Source organism: Streptomyces scabiei 87.22, from assembly GCF_000091305.1.
In the GTDB taxonomy this organism is placed as follows: Bacteria; Actinomycetota; Actinomycetes; order Streptomycetales; family Streptomycetaceae; genus Streptomyces; species Streptomyces scabiei.
In genome coordinates this window covers 8,828,794-8,851,521 of sequence record NC_013929.1, presented here as the reverse complement: position 1 = coordinate 8,851,521, position 22,728 = coordinate 8,828,794, and the positions used below count along the sequence as shown (strand labels likewise).

At 70.3% G+C, this 22,728-nt stretch carries 18 protein-coding genes; 7 read left to right on the top strand and 11 right to left on the bottom strand.

The window, feature by feature from the left end:
* Nucleotides 1–41: 41 nt before the first annotated feature.
* The 5 genes from xylB (at nucleotide 42) to adh (ending at nucleotide 6,688) form a co-directional block, all read left to right on the top strand.
* Entirely contained in the window at nucleotides 42–1,487 is a 1,446-nt protein-coding gene (xylB, locus tag SCAB_RS38225; protein ID WP_013005395.1) for a xylulokinase, read from the top strand.
* Between the two features lie 91 nt (nucleotides 1,488–1,578).
* The gene (locus tag SCAB_RS38220; RefSeq protein WP_013005394.1) at nucleotides 1,579–2,799 is read left to right on the top strand and encodes an ROK family transcriptional regulator; all 1,221 of its coding nucleotides are present in this window, start codon (nucleotides 1,579–1,581) and stop codon (nucleotides 2,797–2,799) included.
* Nucleotides 2,800–3,019: 220 nt separating this feature from the next.
* Entirely contained in the window at nucleotides 3,020–3,619 is a 600-nt protein-coding gene (locus SCAB_RS38215; RefSeq protein ID WP_041670108.1) for an N-acetylmuramoyl-L-alanine amidase, read from the top strand.
* A gap of 120 nt (nucleotides 3,620–3,739) precedes the next feature.
* The gene (locus SCAB_RS38210) at nucleotides 3,740–5,014 is read left to right on the top strand and encodes a helix-turn-helix domain-containing protein (protein ID WP_041671195.1); all 1,275 of its coding nucleotides are present in this window, start codon (nucleotides 3,740–3,742) and stop codon (nucleotides 5,012–5,014) included.
* Nucleotides 5,015–5,164: 150 nt separating this feature from the next.
* Complete coding sequence (adh, locus tag SCAB_RS38205; protein WP_013005391.1) at nucleotides 5,165–6,688, top strand: aldehyde dehydrogenase; 1,524 nt, start codon at nucleotides 5,165–5,167, stop codon at nucleotides 6,686–6,688.
* Nucleotides 6,689–6,767: 79 nt separating this feature from the next.
* Here the strand turns inward: adh and SCAB_RS48795 are convergent, their stop codons facing one another.
* The 5 genes from SCAB_RS48795 to SCAB_RS38180 all read right to left on the bottom strand — a co-directional run bounded on the left by SCAB_RS48795 (nucleotide 6,768) and on the right by SCAB_RS38180 (nucleotide 11,784).
* The gene (locus SCAB_RS48795) at nucleotides 6,768–7,307 is read right to left on the bottom strand and encodes a DUF6417 family protein (RefSeq protein WP_267892681.1); all 540 of its coding nucleotides are present in this window, start codon (nucleotides 7,305–7,307) and stop codon (nucleotides 6,768–6,770) included.
* Between the two features lie 553 nt (nucleotides 7,308–7,860).
* Complete coding sequence (locus SCAB_RS38200; RefSeq protein ID WP_037727643.1) at nucleotides 7,861–8,868, bottom strand: NAD(P)H-dependent glycerol-3-phosphate dehydrogenase; 1,008 nt, start codon at nucleotides 8,866–8,868, stop codon at nucleotides 7,861–7,863.
* A gap of 308 nt (nucleotides 8,869–9,176) precedes the next feature.
* Complete coding sequence (locus SCAB_RS38190; protein ID WP_037727641.1) at nucleotides 9,177–10,124, bottom strand: hypothetical protein; 948 nt, start codon at nucleotides 10,122–10,124, stop codon at nucleotides 9,177–9,179.
* A gap of 396 nt (nucleotides 10,125–10,520) precedes the next feature.
* Nucleotides 10,521–10,859, bottom strand: a complete 339-nt coding sequence (locus tag SCAB_RS38185) for a hypothetical protein (protein WP_148274244.1) — start codon at nucleotides 10,857–10,859, stop codon at nucleotides 10,521–10,523.
* A 325-nt stretch (nucleotides 10,860–11,184) separates the two neighbouring features.
* Nucleotides 11,185–11,784, bottom strand: coding sequence for a TetR/AcrR family transcriptional regulator (locus SCAB_RS38180; RefSeq protein ID WP_106437337.1), 600 nt, complete (start codon nucleotides 11,782–11,784; stop codon nucleotides 11,185–11,187).
* A gap of 76 nt (nucleotides 11,785–11,860) precedes the next feature.
* Between SCAB_RS38180 and SCAB_RS38175 the strand changes: the two genes are divergently transcribed.
* The gene (locus SCAB_RS38175) at nucleotides 11,861–13,252 is read left to right on the top strand and encodes an APC family permease (RefSeq protein ID WP_013005385.1); all 1,392 of its coding nucleotides are present in this window, start codon (nucleotides 11,861–11,863) and stop codon (nucleotides 13,250–13,252) included.
* Nucleotides 13,253–13,313: 61 nt separating this feature from the next.
* Nucleotides 13,314–14,480, top strand: a complete 1,167-nt coding sequence (locus SCAB_RS38170; protein WP_197696213.1) for an alpha/beta hydrolase — start codon at nucleotides 13,314–13,316, stop codon at nucleotides 14,478–14,480.
* Nucleotides 14,481–15,022: 542 nt separating this feature from the next.
* Here SCAB_RS38170 and SCAB_RS38165 read toward each other — a convergent pair.
* From SCAB_RS38165 to SCAB_RS47140, 6 genes are all read right to left on the bottom strand, one after another.
* Nucleotides 15,023–15,805 (bottom strand): glucose 1-dehydrogenase, encoded by a 783-nt coding sequence (locus SCAB_RS38165; RefSeq protein ID WP_013005382.1) that lies wholly within the window; start codon nucleotides 15,803–15,805, stop codon nucleotides 15,023–15,025.
* A 76-nt stretch (nucleotides 15,806–15,881) separates the two neighbouring features.
* Nucleotides 15,882–17,585, bottom strand: a complete 1,704-nt coding sequence (locus SCAB_RS38160; protein WP_037727637.1) for a 3-hydroxyacyl-CoA dehydrogenase family protein — start codon at nucleotides 17,583–17,585, stop codon at nucleotides 15,882–15,884.
* On the bottom strand, nucleotides 17,582–18,958 hold the full coding sequence (gene ccrA / locus SCAB_RS38155; protein WP_049875805.1) for a crotonyl-CoA carboxylase/reductase: 1,377 nt from the start codon (nucleotides 18,956–18,958) through the stop codon (nucleotides 17,582–17,584). The genes SCAB_RS38160 and ccrA overlap by 4 nt, the downstream gene beginning before the upstream one ends.
* A 35-nt stretch (nucleotides 18,959–18,993) precedes the next feature.
* Complete coding sequence (locus tag SCAB_RS38150) at nucleotides 18,994–20,214, bottom strand: cytochrome P450 family protein (protein WP_037727635.1); 1,221 nt, start codon at nucleotides 20,212–20,214, stop codon at nucleotides 18,994–18,996.
* Between the two features lie 112 nt (nucleotides 20,215–20,326).
* Nucleotides 20,327–21,157: an LLM class F420-dependent oxidoreductase gene (locus SCAB_RS38145; protein ID WP_013005378.1), complete on the bottom strand. Its 831-nt coding sequence runs from the start codon at nucleotides 21,155–21,157 to the stop codon at nucleotides 20,327–20,329.
* Nucleotides 21,154–22,701: a class I adenylate-forming enzyme family protein gene (locus tag SCAB_RS47140; protein ID WP_013005377.1), complete on the bottom strand. Its 1,548-nt coding sequence runs from the start codon at nucleotides 22,699–22,701 to the stop codon at nucleotides 21,154–21,156. Before SCAB_RS47140 ends, SCAB_RS38145 begins: the two co-directional genes overlap by 4 nt.
* Nucleotides 22,702–22,728: the final 27 nt, after the last annotated feature.

The window sequence follows — 22,728 nt, the reverse complement described above, 5'->3', positions numbered from 1 at the left end:
CGTCAGCGGCCCATCACGAGCCGTGTGAGAGGGAGAGCCCGATGTCAGCAGCCGAGGGTCCGCTCGTCGTCGGAGTGGACTCGTCCACACAGTCCACCAAGGCCCTGGTCGTCGACGCGTCGACGGGACGCGTGGTGGCGAGCGGGCAGGCACCGCACACCGTGTCCTCCGGCGCGGGCCGGGAGAGCGATCCCCGCCAGTGGTGGGACGCCCTGCACGAGGCGCTGCACCAGTGCGGGGAGGCGGCGCGGGAGGCTGCGGCGGTGTCCGTCGGCGGCCAGCAGCACGGCCTCGTCACCCTCGACGCCCGGGGCGAGCCGGTCAGGCCCGCGCTGCTGTGGAACGACGTGCGCTCGGCGCCCCAGGCCGCCGGCCTGCTGGAGGAACTGGGCGGCGCGAAGGCCTGGGCGGAACGCGCCGGAAGCGTTCCGGGACCGTCCTTCACCGTCACCAAGTGGGCCTGGCTGGCCGAGAACGAGCCCGAGGCGGTCCGCGCGACCGCCGCCGTGCGCCTGCCGCACGACTATCTCACCGAGCGCCTCACCGGCCAGGGCACGACCGACCGCGGCGACGCCTCCGGCACCGGCTGGTGGGCGTCGGCGACCGAGGCGTACGACCCGGAGGTCCTCGACCGTGTGGGGCTGGACCCGGCGCTGCTGCCCCGTGTGGTCCGGCCCGGCGAGGTCGCCGGGACCGTGCGGGACACGCACGATCTGCCGTTCGCCAAGGGCACCCTGGTCGCCGCCGGTACGGGCGACAACGCGGCCGCCGCGCTGGGGCTCGGGCTGCGCCCCGGCACCCCGGTGCTGAGCCTCGGCACCTCAGGCACGGTGTACGCCGTCTCCCGGCACCGCCCCGCGGACCCGACCGGCACGGTGGCGGGCTTCGCCGACGCGCGCGGGGACTGGCTGCCCCTGGCCTGCACCCTGAACTGCACCCAGGCCGTCGACCGGATCGCCGCCCTGCTGCACCTGGACCGCGAGGCCGTGGAGCCCGGTACGACCGCCACCCTCCTGCCCTACCTGGACGGCGAACGCACCCCGGCCCTGCCGCACGCCGCGGGACTGCTGCACGGACTGCGCCACGACACCACCGGCGGCCAGCTGCTGCAGGCCGCCTACGACGGGGCCGTCCATTCGCTGCTGGGCGCCCTCGACCTGGTCCTCGACGCCGACGCGGACACCTCCGTGCCGTTGCTGCTCATCGGCGGCGGCGCGCGGGGCACGGCCTGGCAGCAGACCGTGCGTCGCCTGTCGGGGCGTGCCGTTCAGGTCCCCGAGGCGAGGGAACTGGTCGCCCTGGGCGCCGCCGCGCAGGCGGCCGGGCTGCTCACCGGCGAGGACCCGGCCGCGGTCGCCCGCCGCTGGGACACGGCGAGGGGGCCGGTGCTGGAGGCCGTGGAGCGGGACGAGGAGACGCTGGCCAGGATCTCCGGGGTACTGTCCGACGCGGCGCCGCTGCTGGAGCGCGGGACGGGCGGCCGCTGAGCGCAGCGCGCGTGTCCGACGTGGGAAAATACGATTCCGTCATGATCTGCAGAACGCCCACCAGGACACACCGACGGGATCCGGGGGAGGCATGACCGCACCACTGCACGACACCCACGCGGGCGGCTCCGGGCGCCGCCTGCCCGACAACCAGCAGGGCATGCGCCGCCGCAACCTCGCCCGGGTGCTGCATGCGGTCAACGCCGAGGGACCGCTGTCCCGCGCCGCGGTCGCCTCCCGCATCGGTCTGACCCGGGCCGCCGTGTCCACCCTCGTGGACGAGCTGATCCGCTCGGGACTGCTGGAGGAACTGGGCCCGGAGCGCCCCGGCCGGGTCGGGCGACCCGGTTCGGCACTCGCGCTCAGCGGGCGCGGCCCCGCCGGGATCGGCGCGGAGATCGGGGTCGACCACCTGGCGGTCTGCGCCGTGGACCTGCGCGGGGAGGTGCGGGCCCGCGCGGTGCGCCAGGGCACCAACCGGGGCCGGTCCCCGGAGCCGGTCGTCGACGACCTCACCCGGCTGGTCCGGCAGGTCGTCGCCGAGGCGGAGAGCGAGGGCCTGTGGCCCGCCGGACTCGCGGTCGCCGTGCCCGGGCTGGTGGCGAGCGACGCCCGGACGGTGGTCCGCGCCCCCAACCTCGACTGGCACGACACGGACCTGGGCGCCCTGTTGCCCGGCGGCCTGCCCGGCGGTCTGCCGGTGACCGTGGACAACGAGGCGAACTTCGGCGGCCTCGCGGAACTCTGGCTCGGCGACGGCACCCCGCCGGACTTCCTGCACGTCTCCGCGGAGATCGGCATCGGCGGCGCGGTCGTCGTGGACGGCCGGCTGCTCCGCGGCACGCGCGGTTTCGCGGGCGAGCTGGGACATGTTCCGGTCCGCCCGGAGGGCCCCGCCTGCGCTTGCGGCGGACGCGGCTGCCTGGAGCAGTACGCCGGTGAGGAGGCCGTACTGCGTGCGGCGGGCCTGGAACCGGCGGAGCACCGTGTGGAGTTCCTCGCGGAACGGGCCGCGGCCGGTGACAAGGAGGTGCACCGGGCCCTGCGCGGCGCCGGTACGGCACTCGGCATCGCGCTGACCGGCGCGGTCAACCTCCTGGACCCCGAGACCGTGGTGCTCGGCGGCGCCCTGGCCGCGCTCGCTCCCTGGCTGCTGCCCTCGCTGGAGCGGGAGTTGGCACGCCGGACGGCGGGTCCGGCATGCGCCGTGACCGTGTCCCGGCTGGGGTCCGACGGACCGCTGCTGGGCGCGGCCCACTCGGTGGTGCGGGCCGTGCTGGACGATCCGGCGACGGCCGGGGTTCGGCCGTGACACGGGCCGGCACCGGCAGCGCTCGGACGTGAGCGGGCACATCACCCTTCCGGGTGGCGCAGTTGTCCACAATCGGCCGTCTGTCCACCGATTTCCCCCCGCCCGGACGGCCCGACCCGCGATCGCCGTACCGTGATTCACGCGAGGCGCAGCCGTCCGGCCCATGGACGCGTCCTCACCTGCGATGACCGAGCGGAATCACACCCCGAGAGGCGGACCGATGCAGCCAGTCAGGCCGTTGCCGAGCAGACGCCGGCTCCTGCGAGGCACCACCCTCGCCGCGATCCCCTACGTTCTGCTCCCGAGCCCCCGGGCCGACAACCGGCCGCCGCCCGTCGACCGCAGACCGGCCCTGTGGGAACCGGCGAGCTCGGCCAACTACACCGCGGCCGACCGCCCGGCTGGCCAACCGATCGACCTCGTGATCATCCACGTGACGCAGACGACGTACAAGAACACCCTGCCCGTCTTCTGGAACCCGGCGAAGCAGGTCTCCGCGCACTATCTGCTCCGCTCCGGCGACGGGCGGGTCACCCAGTGCGTCCGTGAGCACGACATCGCCTGGCACGCGGGCGACTGGACGTACAACGCCCGCAGCATAGGCATCGAGCACGAGGGCTGGGTCGACCGGCCCGAGTGGTTCACCGGCGCCATGTACGAGCAGTCGGCGAAGCTCACCTCGGCGATCTGCGACAGCTACGGCATACCGAAGGACCGCGCCCACATCATCGGTCACCACGAGGTACCGGGCACCGACCACACCGATCCGGGACCGCACTGGGACTGGGACCGCTACATACGCCTGGTCAACTCCGCCTGACACCGTCAGAGCCGCAGCGGCCCCCGGAGTCCGGCCCGGCGTCGGGGTCGCGTGGCTTGTCGGGCGTGCCTTCGGCGGTGACGATGGTCCCGGCGGTGTGTGCTCTCCGGGGAGGCCGAGTTGAGCGATCCATGGGTGGCCCTGGAGCAGGGTGCCGATCCCGTCGAGCGAGTGCGGGTACTTCGCCGTGCGCACGAGGCGTTCACACAGCAGGGCACGGTGGCGCGGCCGGTGCGTGCGGTGGTCGCGGATTCCTGGCGCCGGTCGGCGAGAGCGGGCGTCGGGCCGGAGGGCACCGCACGGGTGGAACTGACGGACGGGGACCTCGGTTCGTACCGCGCGGAGCATCCGCTGGCCCGGGTCATGCCGTTGATCCGGGAGCTGCTGGGCACGTTCGCGTCGGACGGCGAGCATCTGCTGGCCGTGTGCGACGCCCAGGGCAGGCTGCTGTGGGTGGAGGGGGATGCCGCGACCAGGCGGCGGGCGGACCGGATGAACTTCGTGCCGGGCGCGCGCTGGGCGGAGTCCGTGGTCGGGACGAACGCGCCGGGTACCGCGGTCGCCCTGGACCGGCCGGTGCAGGTGTTCGCGGCCGAGCACTTCATCCGGCGGGTTCAGCCGTGGACGTGCGCGGCGGCCCCGGTGCACGATCCGCGCACGGGGCGGGTGCTCGGCGCGGTCGACATCACCGGTGGTGACGGCCTGGCCCATCCGCACAGCCTGGGCTTCGTCCAGGCTGTGGCGAGGGCGGCCGAGTCCCAGCTCGCCCTGCTGGCCCCGCCCGCAGCGGCGGCCGACGCGATCGAACTGGCCGCTCTGGGACGCGACGAGGCCCAACTCGTCGGCGGAAGGAAGATCAGACTCAGCCGTCGGCACAGCGAGATCCTGGTGCTGCTGGCGCGGCACCCGGAGGGACTGTCCGGGGACGAGTTGCTCTGTGCGCTGTACGAGGACGAGTCGGTGACGCCGGTGACACTGCGGGCCGAGCTGGCGCGGCTGCGGCGCCTGCTCGGACCGGGCCTGCTGGGGTCACGGCCGTACCGGATCACGGTCCCGGTCGAGTCCGATGTGGCGGTGGTGGAACGGAGGCTGGAGACGGGCGCGGTGACGGCGGCCGCCGCTGCGTACGGGGGCCCGTTGCTGCCGGGTTCGCAGGCTCCGGCCGTCGTACGGCTGCGGCACCGACTCGCCGACGGATTGCGTACCGCGCTGATAGCCCGCCGCGATCCCGACCTCCTGGCGGACTGGACACATGCACCCTGGGGCGAGGACGACCTGGAGGTGTGGCGGGCGCTGGCAGTCGTACGGCCGACCTCAGCGGTGCGGTCCCGACTGCGCGAGCTGGAGTCGGAACTGTCGGCGCCACCGGGGTGGGGACGGCTTCGACGTTCCTGAGGGTGCGTTCGGGGCGGGGCGGGGCGGGGCGGGGCGGGGCGGGGCGGGGCGGGGCGGGGCGGGGTGCAACGTCGTTGCAACATTGTGGTTTCTAGCCTCCTCGCGAGAGCCGCCCAACGGCGGGTGGCGCTTCTCAGGAGGCAGGTACTCATGACCCGTTTCGCAGCGCCCGGTACGGACGGCGCGGTCGTCTCCTTCGAGGCGCGGTACGACCATTTCATCGGGGGCGAGTACGTGCCGCCGGCGCGTGGGCAGTACTTCGAGAACCCGAGTCCGGTGAACGGGCTGCCGTTCACGGAGATCGCGCGCGGTACGAGTGAGGACGTGGAGCGCGCGCTGGACGCGGCGCACGCGGCCGCGCCCGGCTGGGGGCGGTCGTCCGTGACGGAGCGTTCGGACGTGCTGCGGAAGATCGCCGACCGGATGGAGGCGAACCTGGAGCTGCTGGCGGTCGCGGAGAGCTGGGAGAACGGAAAGCCGGTGCGGGAGACGCTGGCCGCCGACATTCCTCTCGCGATCGACCACTTCCGGTATTTCGCGGGGGCGATCCGCGCGCAGGAGGGTTCGCTCGCGGAGCTGGACGACGACACGGTGGCGTACCACTTCCATGAGCCGCTGGGTGTGGTCGCTCAGATCATCCCGTGGAACTTCCCGATCCTGATGGCGACCTGGAAGCTGGCTCCCGCGTTGGCGGCAGGCAACGCGGTCGTACTGAAGCCGGCCGAGCAGACCCCGGCCTCCATCCATGTCTGGCTGAGCGTGGTGGCGGATCTGCTGCCGCCGGGTGTGCTGAACATCGTCAACGGGTTCGGGGTCGAGGCGGGCAAGCCGCTGGCGTCGAGTCCCCGGGTGGCGAAGGTGGCGTTCACGGGCGAGACGACCACCGGGAGGCTGATCATGCAGTACGCCTCGGAGAACATCACGCCGGTGACGCTCGAACTCGGGGGCAAGTCGCCGAACATCTTCTTCGACGACGTGTGGTCCGCGAACGACGACTTCCGGGACAAGGCCCTCGAAGGCTTCACGATGTTCGCGCTCAACCAGGGCGAGGTGTGCACCTGTCCGTCGCGGGCGCTGGTGCAGCGCGGCAACTACGCGGAGTTCATGGAGGCGGCGGTCGCCCGCACCGAGCAGATCGTGACGGGGCATCCGCTGGACACCGACACCATGATCGGCGCCCAGGCGTCCAACGACCAGTTGGAGAAGATCCTCTCCTATCTGGACATCGGCCGGCAGGAAGGCGCGAAGATCCTGACCGGTGGTGAACGTATCGAGCACGACGGCGAGTTGAAGGGCGGCTACTACGTCCAGCCGACGATCTTCGAGGGCCACAACCGTATGCGGATCTTCCAGGAGGAGATCTTCGGCCCGGTCGTCTCCGTGACCCCGTTCGACGACTTCGACGACGCCATCAAGATCGCGAACGACACCTTGTACGGTCTGGGGGCGGGCGTCTGGACTCGGGACGCCAACACGGCCTACCGCGCGGGCCGTTCCATCCAGGCGGGCCGTGTCTGGACCAACTGCTACCACGCGTACCCGGCCCACGCCGCGTTCGGTGGCTACAAGGGTTCGGGCATCGGCCGCGAGACCCACAAGATGATGCTGGACCACTACCAGCAGACGAAGAACCTCCTGGTGAGCTACTCGCCGAAGAAGCTGGGCTTCTTCTAGAGACACGAAAGAAGGCGTCTGACCTGGGACTTTTACCGTCAGACGCCTTCCTCTCAACCCGCCCAGAGCAAGGACCGACTTACGTCATAACTTCCGCCCAAGCGCTGTCGGCACTTGGACCTGAGCTCGCCGCGGCCCTCGCCCCTGTCTGGGCCTCCACCGCCGGCGCACGCAGGCACGTCGGACTTCCTGGCAGCGAAGCGACCGGGCTCGTGCCTCGAGTTCCTGATCCGCGTGCCATACGGCACAGGCGGCGACGTGGGTTGGATCCCGGATTCAAGGACATCTGAAGGAAGCCAGAAGCGTTCATGGGCCTGCGGAGAACACTGCTGCGGGTTGTGATGGCGCACCGGGAACCCCTGGCTATCCGTGAGCTGGCTGGGGTTCCCGCCACGTGTCCCTGTACGAGTCTCTCCGGCGCGGTCCGCAGCACGGCGGAGGCCGAGGCGGATCCGGGGGATGACGCCGCTCGCGGCTGTTCGCAGGGGCTGGTCTGCCGTGCAAGGTCGGGAGAGGTCCGGCTTGGAGTGGGGTGGTGGGTGATGCCGTAGTCGCGGGCGAAGTGGTTGGCTTCCATCGCCGATCCGGTCATCCGGTGCAGCCAGAACCCGTACGCCACCGCTCCATCTGTTTGGTGCGGGCCGCCGGGCGCCTGGTTGCAGGAGGTGCCGCGTTGGTAGGGGATGCGGAACAGGTGGAGCCGTCCGGGAGCGGTGGGGTGCTGGAATCCGGATACGAGGGCGTCGACGAACCACACTGTCGATCACCTCGATCGGCTGCTCGCCCTGCGCGGACAGGACTCGGCCGCGGCCGTCGATGCGGTCGTAACCGCCGGGGCGGGTCAGGTGGGTGATGATCGTCTGGAGCCGCTCGCGGCTGAGAAGGAGGCTGCCCGGGGAGAGGTAGCGGTAGGGGTTCACCGGTTCGGTGCGACCGTCCTTGGTGCCGTCGAGGGTGGTGATCGTGAAGCTGGCGCGGCAGAACATTTTCCAGCGCAGCCACCTGCCGGGCAGGCTCGTGAACCCGGTGAGCATCCAGCCGAAGAGGGCGGCGGTGACGGCGAGTTGGACAGCGGACGGCACGGATGAAATGCATGCATGGGAAAGGGGCCTCCGTGGTGGGGAGGGTGACGTGGTGGGGGCGCCGCCGCGTGTGTGGTGGGGCGCCGGGGGTCAGTGTTCGGGTTTGGGGGGCCGTTGCATGAGTGCGGCGGCGGCCTGGTCGAGCGTGACCTTCTGGTGCAGGAGCGCGGAGACGATGTCCGTGATCGGCATCTCGACGCCGTGAGCGCGGGCGAGTTCGAGGACGGCCGCTGCGGACTTGACGCCTTCGGTGGTCTGCCGGGTGGCGGCTGTGGCCTCGTCGACGCTCATGCCCTGGCCCAGGTGGGTGCCGAAGGTGCGGTTGCGTGAGCGCGGTGAGGAACAGGTGGCGACGAGGTCGCCAAGTCCGGCCAGGCCTGCGAGCGTGACCGGGCTGGCGCCCATGGCCACGGCCAGGCGGGTGGTCTCCGCGAGTCCGCGGGTGATGAGCATGGCGGTCGCGTTGTGGCCCATGCCCATGCCGGTGGCGATGCCCACGGCGAGCGCGATGACGTTCTTGACCGCGCCGCCCATCTCGCATCCGACGACGTCGCTGCTGGTGTAGGGCCGGAAGTAGGGGGTGAGGCAGGCCGTCTGAACGCGTCGGGCGACATGGTCGTCCGGGCAGGCGACCGTAGCGGCGGCCGGCTGCCCTTGCATGATCTCGCCTGCCAGGTTCGGCCCCGACAACACCGCGATCCGCTCCGCGCCGATGCCGGCCACCTCGGCGATGATCTCGCTGGCCCGCTTGCCGCTCGCGGTCTCGATGCCCTTCATCAACGACACCACCACCGTGTCCGGTCCGATGAGCGGCGCCCACGCGGTCAGGTTCTCGCGCAGGGCCTGGGCAGGGATGGACAGGACCAGGAAGTCCGCGCCGTCCAAGGCAGCCGCCGGCTCGGTCGTGGCCGTGAGCAGGGCGGGAAGCTCGGTCTCGGGGAAGTAGGCCGGGTTGCGGTGCCGGATGTTGATCGCGTCGGCGATCTCGGGGCGGCGGGCGTGCACGGTGACCCGGCTGCCGGCGTCCGCCATGATCTTGGCGACGGCCGTTCCCCAGGACCCTGCCGAGAACACCGCCGTGCGGCTGTGCTGGCTCAACTCGGGGTCCTCTCGCCGGTCACAGCGCCCTCCGCGAGGCGGCCGGGCTCGGGTACCCTATCGGCCCCCTCGTCCCCCGCGGGTGGTGTCGGGGGCGTCGCAGGGTCAGCAGAACGGCTCGGCGGCCGGGCAGAGCGGGCAGCATTCGGTGCGCCTCGTACAGCATTCGGTGCGCCTCGTACAGCATGAACCGTGCCTGGCCGCCGAGTTCGCGGTGCAGGTCGTCGGCGCGCGCGAGCCACAGCCGGGAGAGCCGCTCCCACACGGCCGGCTCACCGGGACGCTCGCCGACGTGCTCGCAGGTCGGACTAGGGCGCCAGATGGTGGAACGGCCGGGCGAGTTCCGCGCGGGCAGCGGCAATGAAGGCTGTTCGTGCGTCCTCCTGCCCATTCAGGATGTCTCGTAGGACGAGTTCGCTCGGAGTGTGGCCGCCGTCGCCGGGGACCTGGAACTCGGTCGACCGCAGACCTGTCTGATAGAGGATTCGGGCGTGCTGGTGAACTGGATCGCTGTTCGGGAGCGCATGTACTGCCGCGTAGAACCTTCCGTAAGCCGACCTCACATCCTCACCGCAGGGCCTGAACGTGGCAGAGCTGTCCCGCTCGACCTGGTCCGGGTGGTACTTGGCGGCCATCATCAGCAGCTGGAAGGCTTTCCAGACCTCGTAGCCCGGAAGTGACTCCAGAGGCGGGCCGTCTCCGTTGTTGTCCGCCTCGAAGGCTTCGGTCGCGTCAAGGCGATGTTTCTCCAGACAGGCCAGCGCGCGGATGCGCCGGACTTCCTTCTTTGTCCAGTCGCCCCTTGTGGTCGTGTCCGTGGAGTAGCGCGCGGCTTCGAGATAGACCGGCTGGGGGCCCTCCAGCTCTACTGCGAAGGTCGCGGATCGCAGCGCGTGCATAGCGTCGGCAAGTTCGATCTCGCCTTGGGCATGGGACGGCGAATGCGGATCCACACGAGCTGCCTCTTTGAGTCGTTCTCCGGCAGCGTCGACCTGGTCACAGGCCAAGAGGAGAGCATGAGCTGCCTCCCGCTGCATACCGCGCCGCCATTGGTGGAACGCAGCCGAGGACTCGGCGTGTACAGCGTCCAGCGCCGCGCGATAGGTGGCTTCGGCTTGCTTGAGGCCCGCTCTGGCGGTCTCCTCGGCCTGCCTGACCGCGCCCCGCATCTGCCACCGACCGACGAGAAGCGCACCCCCGATGCCCAGCAGCGCGACGACTGCGGCGCTCACGGCGCCGATACCCTCCAGGTCCATGCCCTTGATCTTGCCGCAGTGCCAACATGTTGGACGCCCAGATCCAGAAGATCCAACCAGCACGGCCAGGACCTCTACACCGGGCTCGGCTACGAGCACGCGGGCATCGATCGCACGGGTGATACGACATCGGCGGCGCCGGACGCCTCCGCTGGGGGCGCGGCGCTGCTTTGTGTGCGAACACTGAGTGTCAGGTCCTTACGCCTCGCTCTCCGGCATCCCCGGTCACCGGCGGCATCCCCCTCACATGCACGCACCAGATCGGAGTTCCGATGGGGCAGCAGTCGCAGGCCCTCGCTCGAATCAGCACCGTCGAGACGTCGGCCGGGTGGACGTCGGCGCCACCGGCGGCAGGCTCCGTTCTGGAGCGAGAGGGCAACTCGGCTGTACGCCGCACTACTGACTGTTCGACGGTATGTCGGCACAGACAGGGTTGTCTGCGGGGAGGCTGACGACCAGCTGGTTCACGGTGATGCGGGCCATTTCGCTGAGCCGGGCCAGGGGCAGAGCCGATGCGTCGTCGTAGACAAGGAGTCTCAAGGCGTCAACGCGGAGCTGATCTTCGCTGTTCAGATGGGGCAGGCCTGCGAGCAGTTCATGCGGAGGGCGCATGGCGGCTGTGTGTGCTATCTGCGCAAGGGGTATTTGCTCGACGGCACCGGAGGCGTTGGGATGCCCGTGGGCGATGGAGTCCGTGAGGAGGGCATGGATGCTCAGGGCGAGCAGCGTCGCCATCAGAGGGTCGGCCGACTGCGGGCTCAGGGACCATGCTCTGTACCGCTTGTGACGGTCAGCGCGGACTCCGTGGATCCGATCGGAAGCGTCCAGGATGCGACTGCTCCACAGGGTGCACATAGACCAGCCATGCATGCTTGCTGCCTCGCATTCATATCGCACAGGGCGGCGCGCAGATGCGCCCGCACGTCGCCGGTCCATGGGCGGATTTACAGGCAGCGGACCTTCAGGACCTGCCCGCTCACGTCAGCGTGCGCGGTCTCGCCGTAAAGAGACCGAGCCGATCACGCGCGGGCGGTAACTGTAGAGAGGATCCGTACTCCGGCTAGGCATTCCGCTGCGTGTCCTGATCGGTAGCGGGCAGCAGTGCCTTCACGTGCCGCCACGCCTGTTCGACGGTGAGCGTGCTGTCGCCCGTCAGCAATGCCACGCTCAGCCCCTCCATGAGGGCGACCACTCGCTGCGTGAGCGTGTCGACTTCGTCGGTCAGTTCGCCGAGGATTTGGGCGATATCAGCGCGCCAGGCGGCGTCGAACTCGAGCTGAGCCTCGCGCAGTGCGGGCTCGTGCATCACCCGCGGCCACAGCTCGACCCAGAGCAGCCAGCGGGGGTCACCGGCGGCACGAGGGAAGTTGAGCATGCACAGGCTGTGCAGCCGCTCCTCGGCCGAGCTGTCGGACTCCAGCAGAAGTTCCCGCTGCTCGGCCAGTTCGCCCTCGCTCCAGCGGAGCAGCTCCAGGAGCAGGCCGCTCTTGCTGCCGAAGTAGTAGGAGAGGTGACCGGCGCTTGTGTCCAGGCGCCGCCCGAGCTCGGAGAGGCTCAGGTCGGCCAAGCCGCGCTCGACGAGCAGCGCCCACGCCTCCTCCATGACCCGCTCGCGCGGACGCTCGAGTCGGCGGTGTCGCCTGAGATTTTGTTTGGTCACCTCTTGACTCTAGCCACGGGGAGCCCCACATTGGCGCGAGGTCCATTTTGAAAGCCTTTCAATCTGAGGAGTCGCCATGGCATCGCCCTCCGGCGAGATCACCGCCGAGCCTCCCGTCGATCCTCCCGACCGGGCGTCGAGACGGCTGAAGCCGGTGCTCGGCGTGACGGCGGTGATCCTGCTGACCGTCTCGTGCATCACGCCGGCCTCCAGCCTCTTCATCATCGTTCCGGAGCTGCTGGCCACGCAGGGCTCGGGCGTCGTCATCGCGTTGCTCCTCGGTGTCGTGGTCTCGATCGCCGTAGGCGCCTGCTACGCCGAACTGGGCACGCGCACCCCGAGCTCGGGCGGTGAGTACGCGATGATCACCCACACGGTCGGGCGCACGCTCGGCTGGCTGACCTTCGTGCTGACGGCCGCCCTGCTCGTGATCATCCCGCCGGTCATCGCGCTCGGCACGGCGGACTACCTGAGCTCCGTCGCCGACCTCGACCGGGCCACCACCGGTGCGGTGGTGATGCTGCTGGCCGCCTGCACGGCCATCCTCGACGTCCGCGCGAACGCCTTCGTCACCAGCTGTTTCCTCGCCCTGGAAGTCCTCGCGGCCGGGGTGGTCGCCTACCTCGGCTTCGCGCACGCCGAGCGCCCGGTGAGCACGCTGGTGCGGCCCGAGGCGCTGACCGACGGGACGCTTTCCCCGTTCACGCTCGGCGTGGTGATGTCCGGGCTCGTCGTCGCGATGCTCATCGTCAACGGCTTCGGCACCGCGTCGTACCTGGCCGAGGAGATGGTCGAGCCGCGCCATGACGTGGCGCGCGCCGTCTTCGGCTCGATCTTCATCGCTGCGACGGTCATCATCGTGCCGACAGCCGCCGTCGTCGTGGGCGCCGGATCACTCAAGGACCTGGGGGTGCTGGGCTTCCCCGACTTCGTCAAGGCATGGGCGGGTCCCGGGGTCGCCGCCGCCGTGAGCACCGTCATCGCGCTGGCGATCCTCAACGCCGTCATCGTGATGGTGCTGCAGAACGGCCGCGTGATGTACGCGTCGGGGCGTGACCAGGCGTGGCCTGCTCCGGTCAACGCCGCGCTCACCCGGCTGCATCCGCGCTTCAACACGCCGGTCGTGGCGACGCTGGCGGTAGCACTGCCCGGCGCCGTGTTCGCCTACTTCTTCGACATCGAATCCCTGCTCGGGATCACCGGCGTCATCGTCGCCGCCGTCTACCTGCTGCTGGCCGTCGGGGCGCTCGCCGCGCGTCGTAGACCGCATGCCGGTTGGAAGATGCCGCTGTGGCCGCTGGCTCCAGTGGTGGTGATCATCGCCCTGGCCTACGCCTTGTCCCAGTCGGCTCCGGTGGACCTGGCCGTCACCGTCGGAATCGTCGCCGCCGCGCTCGGCTACGAGGTGCTGTACCTGCGCCCTCGTCGCGACACCCGCTTCCTGGTGGACGCCAGGGAGGACCGATGAACCACAGGGAGTCGTCACCAGTCCTGGTGCTCGGCGGGATGTGTACACCCTCGACCCGGCCATGCCGCACGCCGACGAAGTCGCGGTGCGCGACGACCGGATCGCGCGGGTCGGCGACGCCGCTGACGTGCCCGCGCGGGTCGTCAACGCCATGTCGGCCGCCGTTGACCGCGAGGGCACGAATGTCCATGGAGACTTGCGCAACCGACAGGGGGCCGCAGTGAAGGTCAGTCAGCACGACAGCCTCGATCCTGAGCTACGAGCACCGCTGGAAGCGCTCCTCGAGAACTTCCCCGGTGGGGTGTGTGCCATCGAGGACCTGGCGGAGCGTAGGCGCATCGATGCCATGCATGGGGCTGAGACGGCCGAGGCGGTCAAGGCAGTCCAGACTTGCTCCACCGAGGACGTGTGGGTGCCCGGTCCGGTGGGGTGCGCAGACGTACCTGTACGCGTCTACCGGCCCAGGCGGCTACAGCCGGCCCCGCCCGCCGTGTTCTTCATCCACGGCGGCGGGATGTGCCTCGGTGACATCGACTACGAGCACGGAGCGGCCGTAAAGATCTGCGAGGAACTCGGGGCACTCGTCGTCTCCACCGGCTACCGCAAGGCGCCTGAACATCCGCACCCGGCACAGGTCGACGACTGCTACGCCGCCCTCAGGTGGATGAGCGACAACGCGACATCCCTGGACTTCGACCCAGGACGGTTGGCGGTCTTCGGGGGAAGCGCGGGTGGCAACCTGGCCCTTGCCACTGCCCTCAAGGCGAGAGACCTTGCAGGACCCGCACTCTCCTATGTCATGGCCCTCTATCCGATGGTCGACCACCGCAACACCACACCGTCGGCTCACGAGGTCACGGAGATCGGGGCGTGGGACCGAAAGACCAACGTCGAGGCCTGGGAGTGGTTCCTCGCCGGGCAGGAGCCTGACGGATATGCCGCTCCGCTGCACGCGGAGGACCTGTCCGGCTTGCCGCCGACGTTCATCGACGTCGGAACCGCCGATGTCTTCCGGGACGAGGACCTCGCCTTGGCGCAGCGGCTCCTCGCCGCAGGTGTCACCACAGAGCTACACGTCTATCCCGGCGTCTACCACGCTGCGGAGCACTACGCGCCCGACGCGGAAGCGGCCCGCCACATGTGGGCGGTCCGGTTCCGGGCGCTTCGCAGGGCTCTCGGCATTCAGCCCGTTCGGATCGACGCCGACGGGAGCACTCATGACCATTGATCACCGGCGTCGGCCCTGAGAGGGCGTTTGATCCAGCGTCCGTGCCGTAATCATTCGGGATCCTCCGATGCGTGAGCGTTGTTGTCGTAGGGCCAGGCTGCGCGAGGCATGTCGTCCTCCATGGAATGGCGTACAGCGGCCGCTCCTCGATACCGAGCGTGCGCAGCAGGTAAGCGGTGGGGACGCGGTGGCGTCCGCCGACCCACAGCGCCAGGCATGGGAAAGAACCGAGGCGGATCAGCTGTACGCCGTCGCGGGGCAGATCCCGAAAGCGCGGGCAGCGGTGCGCAGACCGACGCTCAGGGGCGGGTCAAGGACCTCCGCAAAGCTGAGCGGCGGGCCGGAACGCCCGATCACCGCCGGACTCCCACGGGGTCCCGGAGCAGTGTGCCGATGAGGTCGGCCTCCTCGTGGCGGCGGGCCCGGAACACCGGGTCGGCGGGCGAGTACCGGTCCGCCACGAGCCGCTTCCCGCCGCAGCCCTCAAATGACACCGGCGCCCTGAGCCGGGCCGCGGGCCCGCGGCGGCCGCCCCGTCGCCCTCAGGCCCGCTCGGAGCGGCCACCGTCGATCGTCACCACCGTGGCGTTGATGTACGACGCCTCGTCGGACAGGAGGAAGGCGGCCAGGGCGGCGACCTCGTCGGGGTGGCCGAACCGCCCCGCCGGGATTCTGTCGAGGGCCTTGTCGATCGCCTCCGGGGCCTGTTGGCGAAGCGCGCCGAGGTGGTTCTCCACCATCGGGGTCAGGATGGTGCCGGGGGCCATGGCGTTGACGGTGATGCCGTACCGGCCGTACTCCACGCCGGCGTTACGCGTCAGGCCGACCACGCCGTGCTTGGAGGCGTGGTAGTCGGAGCCCAGGCCATTGGCGCGGATACCGAAAAGCGACGAGGTGTTGAGCACTCGTCCGTGCCCCTGTTCACGCATGACTTTCAGCACGTGTTTCAGGCCGAGGAACAAGCCGGTGAGGTTGATCGCGACGGTCCGCGCGAAGTCCTCGTGGCCGATGTCCTCGGTGCGCCGTTGCGTCGGCTCGACGCCCGCGTTGTTGAAGAAGCAGTCGATCCGGCCGTGGTGCTCGACGGACCGGGCCACGTACCGCGCCACGTCCGCCTCCTGGCTGACGTCCGCCACGACCGTCCGTACCTCCGTGCCGGGCGCGGCCTTCCCCAGCTCCACCACGGAGTCGGCCAGGCCCTGCTCGTTGATGTCGACCAGGACCAGCCGGGCGCCCTCGCTCGCGAGCCGGACCGCGGTGGCGCGGCCGAGTCCTGAGCCGCCGCCGGTTATCAGGGCGACCTTGTCGGTGAACCTGTCTTGCATGCCGCTCTCCCTCACACCGTCCGGACGGGCAGCGACCGCGGCCCGTGATGGAGCTGGTGGAGCACGCCGAGGAGTTTCACTGCGATCTCAGTCCCTTCCGGTTCTTGCGTCCCAACCAGCCGGCCGCCACGAGTTGTCCGAGCACGGGCGACGGCATGAAGTCCGGCTCCCCGAACGCCTTGTACAACTCGCCCTGGATGGCCAGCGAGACGTCCAGTCCGATGGTGTCCAGCAGGGTGAACGGGCCCATGGGATGGCCGAAACCCCGCTCGATCGCCGTGTCGATCCCCTCGATGTCCGTGTCGTGCCGGTCCAGCAGGTTCAGGGCGCGCCCCAGGTAGGGGAACAGCAGGTAGTTGACGATGAAGCCGACGCGGTCCCGGCAGTGCACCGCCGTCCGGCCGAGCCGCTCGCACACGGCCTGCGCGGTGGCGGCGGCCTCGTCGCTCGTGGCGTCGGTGCGGACGAGTTCCACCAGCCGCATCGCCGGGGCGGGGTTGAAGAAGTGCATCCCCAGCACATGGGAGGGGCGTCCGGATGCCTCGGCACACGCGGTGACCGAGAGGCTGGACGTCGTGGTCGCCAGCAGCGCGCCGGGCCGGCACACCGCGCCGAGCCGGGCGAACAGGGCGCGTTTGACGTCGAGGTCCTCCGTCACCGCCTCGATCACCAGGTCGCAGTCGCCCAGCGCACCCATGTCGTCGGCGACGACCAGCAGATCCAGCGCGGCGGCTTTCGTCTGCGGCCCGATCCTGCCCCGGCGGACGGCCCGCACGAGTGACTCGCCGATCCGCGCCAGGGCCTGGGATGCCTTGTCCGCGTCGCGTGCGACCAGAACCGTCGGGAAGCCCGCCGTGGCCGCGACCTCGGCGATACCGCAGGCCATGGTCCCCGAGCCCACCACGCCGACGCGACGGACCTCGGCCGGTGCGGCGGGGAGACCGGCGAGGCGGTGGGGCTCGGCCGGCTCGGCGACGTCGTACGCGTAGAAGCCCTGTCCGCTCTTGCGGCCGAGCTTCCCTTCGCTCACCAACCGGGGCAGCACTGGCGCGGGTGCGAAGGAGTCGTCATCGGTGCGGGTCCACAGGCCGGTGAGGACGGTCAGCGCGGTGTCGAGACCGATGCGGTCGAGCAGTTCCAGTGGCCCGAACGGCAAGCCGCAGCCCAGGCGCATGGCGGTGTCGATGTCGTGCCGGTCCACCTCGCCCCGCTCGTACAGGGTCATGGCCCGGTTGAGGTAGGCGTACACCAGGGCGGTGGCGTCGGCCGCGCACCGGGAGTCCACGGCCACCGGCGTCAGGCCGAGCCGGGCGATCAGCTCGTCGACGGCGACGGCGGTTTCCGGTGAGGTCATGGGTGTGCGCAGGGCCTGGACCGGGCCCTGCGGCCCGGGCGGGATCAGGAAGCGCAGCCCCATCGTGTCCGCGGGGCGGCCGGAGGCGATCGCCAGCCGGGGCAGGGGCAGCGAGGACGTGGTGGTGACCACGGGGGTGCCGTCGGCGCAGAGGGTGTGCAGACGGTGCAGCATCTCGCTCTTCACGGCCTCGTCCTCGCTCACCGCCTCGATGACCAGGTCGGCCCTGCCCAGCTGGGCGATCTCCGCGACGAGGTGAACAGGGGCGGGGCCGTCGGCCGTGGGGCGTCCGTTCAGCCGGGCGAGGGCAGCGGGGTCGGAGTCGAATCCGATCACCTCGTGCCCGGTGTCCCGCAGCATGTCCAGCAGCGCCCGGCCGACAGTGCCGAGGCCGACGATCCCGACCACGGGCTTGTGCGGTGTCATGACGAAGGTGTCCCCTTCTCCGGCAGGGAAGCGGCAGGCGTCTCCCGGAAGCGGTCGATGGCGTCGATGTGCCGGGCGCGCTTGGCGTGGTCGCGGACTCCGAGGCCTTCCTCGGGGGCCAGGCACAGGACGCCGACCTTGCCCTGGTGGACGTTGCGGTGGACGTCGTGGGCGGCCTGCCCGGTCTCCTCCAGGGAGTACACCTTGGAGAGCGTCGGGTGGATCCTGCCCTTGGCGACCAGCCGGTTGGCCTCCCACGCCTCACGGTAGTTGGCGAAGTGCGAGCCGATGATCCGCTTCAGCGACATCCACAGATACCGGTTGTCGTACTCGTGGGTGAAGCCCGAGGTGGACGCGCAGGTGACGATCGTCCCGCCCTTGCGCGTGACGTAGACGGACGCGCCGAAGGTCTCGCGGCCCGGGTGCTCGAAGACGATGTCGACGTCCTCACCGCCGGTCAGCTCACGGATGCGCTTGCCGAACCGCTTCCACTCGCGCGGGTCCTGGTGGTGCTCGTCCGCCCAGAACCGGTAGCCCTCGGCGGTGCGGTCGATGACCGCGTCGGCGCCCATCGAGCGGCAGATGTCCGCCTTCTGCTCGCTGGAGACGACACAGATGGGGTTGGCGCCGCCGGCCAGCGCGAACTGGGTGGCGTACGAGCCCAGGCCGCCGCTCGCGCCCCAGATGAGGATGTTGTCGCCCTGCTTCATCCCGGCACCGTTGCGCGACACCAGCTGCCGGTACGCCGTGGAGTTGACCAGTCCGGGTGCGGCGGCCTCCTCCCACGACAGGTGGTCCGGCTTGGGCATCAGCTGGTTGGACTTGACGAGCGCGATCTCGGCGAGGCCGCCGAAGTTGGTCTCGAAGCCCCAGATCCGCTGCTCGGGGTCGAGCATCGTGTCGTTGTGGCCGTCGGACGACTCCATCTCCACGGAGAGGCAGTGCGCGACGACCTCGTCCCCGGGCTTCCAGGCGTTGACGCCGGGGCCGGTGCGCAGGACGACGCCCGCGAGGTCGGAACCGATGATGTGGTACGGCAGGTCGTGGCGCTTGGCCAGCTCGCTGAGCCTGCCGTAGCGCTCCAGAAAAGCGAACGTCGGCAGTGGCTCGAAGATGGCCGACCAGACGGTGTTGTAGTTCACGGACGACGCCATGACGGCCACCAGGGCCTCGCCCGGACCGAGTTCGGGCACCGGCACCTCGTCCACGTGCAGCGACTTGCGTGGGTCCTTGTCCGCCGAGGCCATTCCCTCGAAGAGGCCGACCTCTTCCTTGCGGAGGACCACGGCGCGACAGGACTCGGGGATCGCCAGACCGGCGACATCGGCGCTGGTCGCTTCGCCGGAGAGGACGGCGCCGACGATGTCCTTCATCGGGTTTCCCCGCGCCGCCGACGGGTCGCCCGCGGTCATCGCTGTGCCGTCCGGACGGGCAGGGACCGCAGCCCGTGGTGGAGCATGCTGGGGCGCCATTCCAGTTCCTCGGGGTCGACCGTGAGTTCCAGTGAGGGAAAGCGCGCGAGGAGGCGCCGGAACGCGATCTCCCCCTCGGCCCTGGCCAAGGGTGCGCCGATGCAGTGGTGGATGCCGTGGCCGAACGCCAGGTGCCCCTGTGCGGAGCGGGTGACGTCCAGGCGGTCGGGCTCGGGGAAGCGGGCGGGATCACGGTTGGCCGAGCCCAGCGCGATGAACACGAACTCACCGGCGGGAATGGTCACTTCACCGACGGTCACCGGTTCGACGGTGCGCCGCCAGTGGCTGATGTTGGCCGAGCCGTCGTAGCGCAGGAACTCCTCGACAGCGCCCGCCAGCAACGCCGGATCGTCCCGTACGGCAGCCAGTTGGTCCGGGTTGCGCAGCAGCGCCAGCATGCCGTTGCCCAAGAGGTTGACGGTGGTGTCGAAGCCGCCGACGAACAGCAGCACGGTGAAGGAGATGATCTCGTCGTCGGACAGCCGGTCCGAGCCGTCGGCCGCCAGGATCAGCGAGCTGAGGAGGTCCTCCCCGAGGTCGGCACGCTTGGCCGTGACGATCCTGCTGACCAGTTCGGCCAGGGCGTTCGACGCCTCTGCCGCGGACTCCCGGTCGCCGTCGGAGGTCAGCACCGCGGCGTGGGCGCAGAACTCGGCCCGGTCGGCGACCGGCACTCCCAGGAACTCGGAAATGACCGTCCTGACCATGGGGACCGCGAAGTCGGCGATCACGTCGAACTCGACACGGCCCTCCAGCGACCCCAGCACCTCGTCCGCGATCTTCTCGATCCACGGACGCAACCCGGTCACCTGCCGCATCGTGAACGCCTTCGCCACCAGCCCCCGAAGCCGTGTGTGATCCGGCGGATCCATGTTCACCATCGACCGGTTGATCACATGCGAGTAGTCCCGCTGCCGGCTCATGTCACTCTGATGGCGCTCGAACAACTTCCCCGCGTCCGCCACGTTCTTGCTCAGCCGCGCGTCCGCCAGCAACGCGCGCCCCTCCTCCCAACGGGTCACCCACCACACCTTCAACCCCGTCGGCATCACCACCTCGTGCACCGCGCCCTGCTCCCGCAACCGCGCGTTGACCTCATGCGGATTCCGCACGAACTCCGCGCCCAGCACCACGGGCTCACTCGTTGTGGAACTCATCGGCTCCGCACTCCTTGTCCCTGTCCCTGTCCCTGTCGGTGGACTCTCGTTGTCTTGCCGGTCTGCCGGTCTGCCGGTCTGCCGTCGGCGGTCCGGCGGTCCGGCGGTCCGGTCAGCGCAGGCGGTCGCCGAGTTGCAGGGCGATCCGGTCGACGGTCCTGGTCATACGGGCCGTGTCGAGGGGTCTGACCCAGAACAGGACGCGGTCGACGCCGACGGCCGCGTAGCTGTCGGCGTCACGGAGTTCGCCGCCGAAGAGGGTCACCGGGAGGGGCTGGTCGCTGCCCGGCCTGCGGACGGTCTTCTTGAACTCGGCGATGTGGTCGAGGACTCCGGGGCGGAGCATCGGGATCCACTCGTCGCCGTAGGCGAGGACGCGTTCGGCGACCCGAGGGCCGTTGCCTGCGACCAGGATCGGCGGGTGGGGCCGTTGGACGGGCTTGGGCCAGGAGGTGACGTGGTCGAAGTCGACGAAGTCGCCGTGGTAGGAGGCGACGTCATGGGTCCAGATCTGTCGCATGGCCTCGACCCGCTCCCGCATGACGCGCCAGCGGTCGTCGGGGTCGGTGCCGTGGTTGCGCAGTTCCTGTTTGATCCAGCCGGGTCCCACCCCCAGGTGCATTCGGCCTCCGGAGAGGACGTCCAAGGACGCCACCTCCTTCGCGGTGATGATGGGGTCGCGTTCCGGGACCAGCAGGATGCCGGTGCCGATGCGCAGGGTCGTGGTGGCCTGCGCCACCGCGCCCAGGGCGACCAGCGCGTCCATGCCCCTGCTGAACTCCGGCGCGAGAGCGGCGACGTCGTCCCCTTCGGGCGTGACGGCCGGGATATGGGTGTGGTCGGGCAGGAACAGGGACTCGAAGCCCCGGTCCTCCAGCAGGGCGCCGAACTCTCCGGGTGAAATGGCGTCCTGGGTGGGGAACATGACGAAGCCGAACTTCACGACGCGCTCTCCTCGGCCGCCGCGCGGGACGCGTCCTCCCGGGCCGCCAGGTAGTCCGCCGTGAGCCGCTGACGGCCCAGCTTCCCTGTGGGCAGGACGGGGAGCCTGTCCACGGGGATGATCTCGCTGGGGTGCTTGTACGCGCCGATACGGCCGGTCAGGTGCTCCAACAGCTTGGCAGGGTCGATGTCCCGTCCCGGCTCGGGTTCGACCAGGGCGACGACGCGTTCGCCGGTGGCGTCGTCGGGCACGCCGAAGGCGATGGCTGCCGCCACGTCCGGGTGCGCGGACAGTTCCCGCTCGATCTCCAACGGGGCGATCGGATAGCCCTCGACCATGATCAGGTCCTTCTTCCGGCCGACGAACAACAGGCAGCCGTCCGGTCGCCTGCGGACGATGTCCCCGCTGGCGAGCCACTGGCTGCGGTCGAAGGGGTCCACTCCCGTCCCGTTCCAGGAACCGACGGGCCGGGAGGGGGTACGGATCATCAGCTCACCGGCTTCGTCCGGCTCGCCGTCGACCCTGATCTCCACGCCGGGCAGCGGCCATCCGATGGACGGCTCGTCGACCGCGTCGATCCGGGGCTGCTCGATCACGGGAGCGGCCGTCTCGGTCATGCCGTAGACGCCCGTCAGAGAGGACTTGAAGGTCTCGGCGAACTCCCGGCTGAGCTCGATCGGGCATGCGTCGCCCCCGGTGACGCAGCGCGTGTCCGTGAGATCGGGTGCCGGTTCGGCGGCGGCGCGGGCCTCGGCGAGGAGCGCGCGGTAGGTGGTCGGCGCACCGCCGATCCAGCCGAACCGGTGGGCGCGCAGCATCCGCAGGACGACGTCCGGCTCGTTGGTCTCGGCCAGGGCCACCGGGGAGCCGCGGCGCAACGAGGTGAGCAGGACGAGGACGCCCCACGGGTTGACCAGGTTGATCATGTAGTAGGTGGCGTCGGCGCGACCCACGCCCTGGGCCTGCGTCAGACCGAGACCGGCGTCGAGCGTCCGGTGGGAGAGCACCAGGCTCTTGGGGCGTCCCGTCGTACCCGAGGTGTAGAAGATGGCCGCGAGGTCGTCCACGTCGACCTCGCGGATGGCGGCCGGGGCATCGGCGAGGATGTCGTTCCACGGGCGCGTCGTCGCGGTCGTGGCGGTGGCGGTGGCGGTGGCGTCCAGGATCCACGCCCGCTCGACGGCGGCGCTCTTCTCGGTGACGTCGGAGCACGGCCCGTGCACCGCCGCCTCGCCGAAGTAGAACCGGGGCGCGCTGTCGGTGATCAGCTGCTCCACCTCGCCGGCCGACATCTTGTGGCTGACCGGCACGATCACGGCTCCCACGCGCAGGCAGGCGTAGTAGACCGCGACCAGCTCGTACCGGTTGGTCAGGTGCACCGCGGCCCGGTCCCCCGTACGCACCCCCGCCGCCAGCAGGCCACCGGCGATCCGGTCGGCGAGGCCGAGGACGGTCCCGTAGGACACCGCGCCGTCGAGCGTGACCAGCGCGGGCGCGTCCGGCTGTCGTTGCGCGACCTGCTGGAAGACCGAGAAGACGGACATGAATACCTCCGGTGGTACGCCTTGCGG